We start from the raw sequence: 7,563 nt of genomic DNA, 5'->3' as shown, positions 1-7,563 counted from the left end.
GGTAGCAGAGGCGCCTGCGCGGCCAGGCCGGGGTCGGGCAGGCGCTCGGTCGGGCTGCCCTCCGGAGCGGGGCCGGCGCCTGGCAACGGGTAGCGGTGCCTGATCGTCTGGTTGGAATCCTCGTCCTGACGGCCGGGCTGCTCTCGGTTCATGATCCCCTCAGATCGCTGCTGCGGAGTAGCGATGTTATGGCCCATTGTCACACTTGTGAGGGTTGTCCCGTCCAGATGGCATGACTTCTGTGCTCGTGACCGGCGGCAGCGGGCGGCTCGGCCGCGCCCTGCTGGACAGGCTCGTCGAGGCCGGGTACGACGTGCGGGCGGCGAGCCGTACCGCGCGGGACCCGGGCGGCGGCGTGCGGTGGACGGTGCTGGACCTCGCGACCGGAGCGGGCGTGGCGCGGGCCGTGGAAGGGGTGGACGTGATCGTGCACCTGGCCTCGATGCCGTACAAGGGCCGCTACACGCGGCGGGTCGAGCTCGGCGGGACGGCGGAGCTGCTCGCCGCGGCCCGCGAGGCCGGGACCGCGCACTTCGTCTACACCTCGATCGTGGGTGTGGACCAGGTGCCATGGGGCTACTTCCGGACGAAGCTGCGGGCCGAGCGGCTCGTCCAGGAGGGCGGCGTGCCGTGGACGACCGTGCGGATCACGCAGTTCCACTCGTTCGTCGAGGAGGTGCTGCGGGGAATGGCCAGGCTCGGCGTGCTCGTCACCGACCCGGGGGTGACGGTGCGGCCGGTGGACGTGGCGGACGCGGCCGGGCACCTGGTGTCGGTGGTCGAGCGCGGGCCGGGCAGCCGGATCGAGGAGTACGCCGGGCCTGAGGTGCTCACGATGAGCGAGATGGCGGAGGCGTGGCTGCGGGCCCGCCGGCTGCGCAGGCTGGTGCTCCGGCTCCGGCTGCCCGGCGGGCTGGGCCGGGCGGCGAGAGCCGGTCACCTGGTCACGAAGGCCGAGCCGGCAGGCACCATCACGTGGGCCGACCACCTGCGCCGCCGGCGAGCCCGCTGAAACCGCTCAGCCCTGGCCCCCGCCGAAGGGCGGCCTGGGCGGCTGCTGCCAGCCGGGCGGCTGCTGGAACGGGGGCTGCTGCGGCGGCTGGTTCCAGTCCTGCCGCGGTTGCTGCTGCTGCCAGTCGCCTGGAGGCTGCTGCCGGCCCGGCCCCTGCGGCTGGACCGGCTGCGGCGGGTTGCGCCGGGCGACCACGGCCCAGATCAGCAGGGCGGTGCCGCTCGCGTTGAAGATCAGCGAGATGATGTTCGCCACCGCGAACGCCACGCCGATGTCACCCCTGAACATCTGGAAGAGCTCCTGCGTGAAGAACTGGAGCAGCGTGTTGAAGAGCACGGCCAGCAGCAGCAGGATGCAACCCGTCATTCCCAGCGTCGCCGCGCGCCCGTGGTTGCGCCGGCCCATCGCGGTGATCACGATCCCGGCGAGTAACAGGACGCTCATGACGATCAGCACGAGGGTCTGGGTCACGTTGGAGGCCAGGGTGGACAGCTCCGTCATCAGGAAAACTCCCGAAATATGTAGGCAATGGGTTGTGACGTTACGGGGATTCGCGTAGCTCTTCCACCGCCCTGCTGATCGAGCTCAGGTCGAGCGCGCCTTGGTAGCGCACACCGTTCAGGAAGAGGGTCGGGGTGCCGCGCACGCCGCTGTCCCGGCCCGACGCCTCGTCGAGCGCGACCCTGGAGACGTGGCCCGCCACGTCCGACCACGGCTCGACGTCCAGCTCGGCGGCATAGTGCTCCAGGTCGGCGTCGGTGAGGAAGCGCTGGTTGTCGTAGAGGATGTCGTGCATCTCCCAGAACTTCCCCCGGTCCGCCGCGGCCTCCGCCACGATCGCCGCCGAGGCGGCCCGCGGGTGCAGGGTGCGCAGCGGGAAGTGCCGGAACACCACCCGGACGTCGGGCTTCCTCTTGCGGATCTCCTCCAGGATGGGGTGGATCCGGCCGCAGTAGGGGCATTCGAAGTCGCCGTACTCGACGATGGTCACGCGGGCGTTGTCCGGACCCCGTACGTGGTCCTCGGGCCCCACCGGCACGGTGAGCAGCTCGGGCAGCTCCTCGGCGGGCTCGGCCTCCGGCGGCGCGCAGACCCCGCCCCGATCCCAGGCCAGCCGGAAGATCACCCACCCCATCGCGGCGGACAGCAGCGAGCCCGCCAGGATCCCGATCTTGGCCTCGGCGTGGATGGCCGGGTCGTCGAAGGCCAGGTCCACGATGAACAGCGCCACCGTGAAGCCGATCCCGGACACGGCGGCCCCGCCCAGCAGCTGGCCCCAGACCAGGTTCCCCGGCAGGGTCCCCCACCCGAACCGCAGCGGCAGCCACGTCCCCAGCGAGATCCCCACGAACTTGCCCACCAGCAGCCCCAGCACCACCCCCCAGGAGACGGGCGAGGTCAGCGCGGCCCGCAGCGTCTCCCCGTCGAGCCGCACCCCGGCGTTGGCCAGGGCGAAGACCGGCACGATGACGTAGCTGCTCCACGGAAGCAGGCGCAGCTGCAGCCGCTCGTTCACGGAGACGGCCCGCTGCACCCGCCGCGTGGCCTCCCTGGCGGCCTGCGCGCTCGGCTCGCTCGTGAACTCCTGCACCGCCTCCCCGGCCAGCAGCAGCTTCTGGTCGGACGGGGCGTAGACGAAGACGAGGATGCCCAGCGCGATGCCGATGAGCGTCGGGTGGATCCCGCTCTCCAGCGTGGCCACCCAGAGCGCGAACCCCAGCAGGATGTACGCCGGCGCCCGCCAGATCTTCGCCCATCGCAACGTCATGATGGCGGCCAGCAGCAGCGCGGCGACGACGAGCGCGGGCACGGAGAGGCTGGCGGTGTAGAAGAGCGCGATGATCATGATGGCCAGCACGTCGTCCACGATCGCCAGCGTCAGCAGGAACGCCCGCAGCGGATCGGGGCACCGGGCTCCCACCACGGCGAGCACGCCCAGCACGAAGGCGGTGTCGGTGGCGATCGGCACGCCCCACCCGCCCGCGCCGGGCCCGCCGAAGTTGAGCAGCAGGTAGATCCCGGCAGGCACGAGCATCCCGCCGAACGCCGCCACGGCCGGCACCGCGATCAGCCGCCGATCCCGCAGCTGCCCGAGCCGCACCTCGTAGGAGACCTCCAGGCCGATGACGAAGAAGAAGATCGTCATGAGCCCGTCGTTCACCCAGTGGCGCAGGTCCAGGGAGAAGTGGGCGTCGCCGAAGGAGATCCCCATGGGGGTGTGCCAGAAGGCCTCGTAGGTGCCGCCCCACGGCGAGTTCGCCCACAGCAGGGCCAGGACGGTGGCGATGAGCAGCACGCTGGTGCTGCCGGCCTCGGTCCGGAAAAAGGCGCGCAACATCTCAGATCTCCCCCCGAAGATCTGATCCTAGAACCGCCCCGATCGCCGGCCGCGTCCCCCCGCGCCGTTGACGTGCCAGGTCAGCTGCTGAACAGGTACGAGGCAGCGTCCAGGGCGAGCAGGACCCCGACGATGGCCAGCGTCCAGCTCAGCATCGACGCGGAGTTCCGGCTCAGCCAGTCGCGCAGCCGTTCCAGCCTCGGCTCCAGCCGGTCCCCGGTGACCGCGCGCACGCCCATGAGCGCCAGCGGCGGCAGGATCATGACCAGCACGTACGCCGCCAGCAACGGCGCCCACTGCCCGGCGGGCAGCTCCGAGGTCGTCATGATCCCGATCGCCGCCAGGTAGGGCACCATCGTCGCCACCTCCAGCGCCCCGGCGGTCAGGCCCAGCAGCACCATCGCCCGCGGGCCGCCCATGCGCGGCTCGAACCGGCGCTCGGGCCTGCCGAGCTTCGCCCGCCGCTTCGGATCGAACCGGTAGCTCAGCGCGAACAGCCCCACGCCCAGCACGAGCTGGACCCAGTACGCCGGGGTGCTGCGCAGCGCGTCGCCGAAGGTCTCCATCGCCGTGGACAGCCCCAGCATGAGGGCGACCCCCACCAGGAAATAGAACAGCGCCACGGTGGCGAGATAGAGGAGCAGCCGCGGCGTCCTCGACCGGTCGGCGACCAGCAGCAGGTAGACCGGGATGCCGAGGGTGCCGAAGCTGGTGCTGTCGACGATGGCCATGGCGGCGAGGGCGAGGAGCAGTCCGATCGTCACATGACGATCATTTCGCCCGCCCCGGTTGATCGCCTCCTTCGAGCGACGGAACCGGGGCGTACATCCTTCTGCGTATCAGTCGGCGACGGCGAGCTCGCGCTGGGTCAGGCGGCGGGCGGCCCGGTCCATCATGCGGCCGTTCATCCGCCTCGTCCACGAGGCCGGCACCAGCCGGTCGACCAGCCGCATCGTCCGTCCGGGAACGTGCAGGGGCCGCCGCCTGGCCAGCGCGGCCAGGCCCTCCCGCGTCGCCGCCGCGGCGGACATCAGGCGAACGGGGAAGTCCGTCCGGTCGAGGCCCAGATGGTCGATGACCGGCGTGTCCACGTTGCCCGGCACCAGGACGGTGACGTCCACGCCGGTCCCGGCCAGCTCGTGGTGCAGGGCCGCGCCGAGGCTCTGCACGTACGCCTTGGCGCCGCCGTCGTGCGCCATGTACGGCACCCCCGCGCCGGCTCCGAGCGCCGACACCAGCACGATTCCGCCCCGGCCGCGGGCGGCGAACCTGCCGCCGAAGGCGTGCACCAGCTCCAGGTGCGTCACCGCGTTGAGGGTGAAGCGGCGGTGGAGGTCGGCTAAGGGCTGGTCGATCAGCCGCCCGGGGCGTCCGGTGCCGGCGTTGGAGATCAGCAGGCCGACGTCCACGTCCGCCGTGGCCTCGATCAGCGCCGCGGCCGACCCGGGCGTGCCGAGATCGACGGAGACCACCCGGTAGGCGATGCCGTGCTCGCGGTGCAGCTCCGCCCCCAGCGATGCGAGCCGGTCGGTGGAGCGGGCCGCGAGGACGAGGTCGAGGCCCGCCGCGGCCAGGTGCTCGGCGAAGGCGCGGCCGATGCCGGAGGAGGCTCCGGTGATGACCGCCCAAGGTCCATAGGATCGAATTTGAATCATAGTTTAGACTGTAATCTGGATTCTGATCCAAAACCAGGCGATAGGCTGCCTCGATGTGAAGACGCCGCCCCCCGATCTCGCCGGACGCCTGCTCGAAGTCGGTGAGCAGGTGCTGCGCACCGACCCGCCGCCCCGGCTGGAGGACGTCGCGCTGCTGGTGGGGGCCTCGCGGGCGACGCTCTACTACTACTTCTCCGGCCGTGACGACCTGCTGGCGTTCCTGCTGACCGCGCACGTCATGCGGGGCGCGGAGGCCATTCGCGGGGCGGCGGAGCAGGGCGGCGGCCCGGAGGCGCGCCTGCGGGCGGCGGTGGCCGCGATGATCGGCTACCTCGGCCGCCATCCGGGCATCTGCGCCGGTCTGCTGAGCGCGCTCGGCGCGAGCGGGCGGATGGAGGAGGTCCTGCGGGCCAACGACACCTGGATTGCCGGCCCGGTGCGCGAGCTGCTCGACGAGGGCAGCCGGGCGGGCGTCTTCACGACTGGCGAGGTCTCGGACGCGGCGAACGCGATACTCGGCGCGGTGCTGCTCGGCGTCCTGGGCCGGTCGTCGTCGGCTGCGGCCGACGACGCCTTCTGCCGCTGCCTGACCGACCAGGTCGTCCGCGGCGTGCTCACGTCCTGACGCCCGGCGTGCGCGGGCCGCGCCGCTGGGGGCGGTCGCCCCCAGCGGCGGATCTCACAGGTTGCGCAGATATGCCAGCGACGGCGCGAAGAAGTACTCGCCGCCCTTCATCGTGACCGTCTGACCCACCTGGGTCTGCGGGAGCGACATCTCGGGCTTGCCCCACACCTTGGGGAAGGTGACCTTGATGTCCCGCTCGCCCTGCCCGATCACGGGGTCGTGACCGGTGGCCGGGTTCTCGAAGTCCGCGTTGTTCACCCACGACTGCTGGGTGAACTCGAACTGCCGCACCAGGCTGCTGTTGAAGGCCATGAACAGCAGCCCGACCTCACCGCTCGGCCGGTGCTCCGGCGGGGAGTCGTCCCAGGGCTGGTCGGCACGCTCCCCGTACGTCTGGCCGCGCCGGGCCATCAGCACCTCGCGCCCGAACGATCTCGGGTTCGTCTTCCTGATGTGCCCGCTGAACGGGCACTTGCTGCCCGGGTCCGCGTCGAAGGTGAAGTCGTTGCCCACCGGCCCGCCACCGGCCTTGCGCTTGCTGGTCAGCGGCGTGCCGTCCTTGAAGCGGCCGACGAGCATGGCCCCGGCCCGGTCGCGGTCGGCGCCGGTCAGGCCGAGACCGTCCGCGAGCTCCTGCTCGATCTCCTTGAACGCGCGGACGTTCTGCTCCAGCTTCCTGAACACCAGGTAGCTGCCGTGGTGCCGGTCCGGGTCGGGCGAGAACGGATCCGGCACCAGCACGTTGCTCAGCGGGAACGCCGGGTCCCAGTGCTCCTTCGGCTCCTTGTCCACCTCGTCCCGCAGGAACAGCGGCTGGCTGCGGCCGTCCACGTAGCCGAAGTGCTCGATCCCGTCACCGGCGGGATTGCGCATGCCCTGCCCGGTCTCCTCCCCGAGCAGCCGGGCGCTTTCCGGCAGATCGCCGGCGATCTCGTCGCGCAGCTCCGTCACCGTCTCCTGCTCCGCGTCGCCGATCAGGATGACGGCGTGGATCTCCCGCTGGTAGGTCGGCTCCCACTGATCGACCGGCGGGTCGGCGACCTCGGCGACGCGCCGCTTCATGCCGTCACGGAACACCTTGTCGCCGAACTTGCGCACGTCCTCGACCGAGTGGCCGAGGTCGCGGTATCCGGCCTTGCTGATGCCGACGCCCACGTACGGCGTGCCCCGCCGGCGGCCGGCGGCGAAGTCACGCACCTCTTCCAGGTGCTTGCGGGCGGACTTCATCCTCGTGGTCGCGAGCCGGCGCAGGAACGCCTTGCCCTCGGCCACGTCGTTGAACCGGACGAACAGCACGGACAGGTGCTCGCGCACGTGAGCGCGCAGGATGTTCGGCTGGAGATTGTCGAGCATCGCCTTGGTGTCCGCGTCGAGCGTGGCCGAGTCCCAGGCCAGGGGTGATGCGTTGTTCAGGTCGACAGCCATCGTCGAGTCCCTTCCCCGTTTCGGATGAAATCGGGCCCCCTGAACGCGTCGCAGGAGGAACGCTCTGCACGAATCCCCCGTATTACCAACGCGCCCCACCTGTACGACTCCCGAGCGAACGCGAAAGTTTCCCGGATACCGGCCAGCCGGATTTCCCGATCAGGCGACGGTGAGACGGGTCCGCGCCACGCTGCCGTCGGCGCAGGTCACCGTCACGGCGAACGTCCCGGCCCTGGCCGCCTTCAGGCTCGGCGCCCAGGTGGCCGCGGGCGTGGCCGGGCGGTTGCGCGCCGGGGTGAAGGCGTTCGAGGCGACCTGCCGGACCTGCGAGCCGCCGCACAGGGCGGTCACCCGCACCTGCTGCCCCGGCTTGGCCGTGGCGGGGGAGAGCCCGACGCCCGCGTTGATCGCGGCGAGCTCCGGCCCGCCTCCGGGCTGCGTGGCCGTCGAGGTCGGGGTGGGCTTCGGCGTGGCGGTGGGCTTGACGGTGGCGGTCGCGGTCGGGGTG

General features: G+C 71.5%; 7 protein-coding genes and 1 pseudogene. 2 read left to right on the top strand and 6 right to left on the bottom strand.

What is annotated here, in order from left to right:
* Window positions 1-232 precede the first annotated feature (232 nt).
* On the top strand, window positions 233-1,012 hold the full coding sequence (locus ETD85_RS58290) for an SDR family oxidoreductase (protein WP_138698416.1): 780 nt from the start codon (window positions 233-235) through the stop codon (window positions 1,010-1,012).
* Between the two features lie 6 nt (window positions 1,013-1,018).
* Here ETD85_RS58290 and ETD85_RS58285 read toward each other — a convergent pair whose 3' ends face one another.
* From ETD85_RS58285 to ETD85_RS58270, 4 genes are all read right to left on the bottom strand, one after another.
* Entirely contained in the window at window positions 1,019-1,513 is a 495-nt protein-coding gene (locus ETD85_RS58285) for a hypothetical protein (RefSeq protein ID WP_138698415.1), read from the bottom strand.
* A 40-nt stretch (window positions 1,514-1,553) separates the two neighbouring features.
* The gene (gene nhaA / locus ETD85_RS58280) at window positions 1,554-3,350 is read right to left on the bottom strand and encodes a Na+/H+ antiporter NhaA (protein WP_138698414.1); all 1,797 of its coding nucleotides are present in this window, start codon (window positions 3,348-3,350) and stop codon (window positions 1,554-1,556) included.
* Window positions 3,351-3,430: 80 nt separating this feature from the next.
* Window positions 3,431-4,114: a GAP family protein gene (locus ETD85_RS58275; protein WP_138698413.1), complete on the bottom strand. Its 684-nt coding sequence runs from the start codon at window positions 4,112-4,114 to the stop codon at window positions 3,431-3,433.
* A gap of 75 nt (window positions 4,115-4,189) precedes the next feature.
* A complete protein-coding gene (locus ETD85_RS58270) occupies window positions 4,190-5,005 on the bottom strand; it encodes an SDR family NAD(P)-dependent oxidoreductase (RefSeq protein ID WP_138698412.1) in 816 nt (271 codons plus the stop codon).
* 55 nt (window positions 5,006-5,060) lie between these two features.
* On the opposite strand from ETD85_RS58270, the gene ETD85_RS58265 reads away from it, so the two are divergent.
* The gene (locus ETD85_RS58265; protein WP_170247428.1) at window positions 5,061-5,630 is read left to right on the top strand and encodes a TetR/AcrR family transcriptional regulator; all 570 of its coding nucleotides are present in this window, start codon (window positions 5,061-5,063) and stop codon (window positions 5,628-5,630) included.
* Window positions 5,631-5,684: 54 nt separating this feature from the next.
* On the opposite strand, the gene ETD85_RS58260 is transcribed toward ETD85_RS58265, so the two are convergent.
* Together ETD85_RS58260 and ETD85_RS64140 are read right to left on the bottom strand one after the other, a co-directional pair.
* Window positions 5,685-7,055, bottom strand: a complete 1,371-nt coding sequence (locus ETD85_RS58260) for a Dyp-type peroxidase (protein WP_138698410.1) — start codon at window positions 7,053-7,055, stop codon at window positions 5,685-5,687.
* Window positions 7,056-7,214: 159 nt separating this feature from the next.
* A pseudogene (locus ETD85_RS64140) lies at window positions 7,215-7,563 on the bottom strand (hypothetical protein); the annotation flags it as partial.

The organism is Nonomuraea zeae, from assembly GCF_005889725.1.
Taxonomy (GTDB): Bacteria; Actinomycetota; Actinomycetes; order Streptosporangiales; family Streptosporangiaceae; genus Nonomuraea; species Nonomuraea zeae.
The sequence above is the reverse complement of the archived record's forward strand: the minus strand, read 5'-3'. Positions and strand labels throughout refer to the sequence as shown.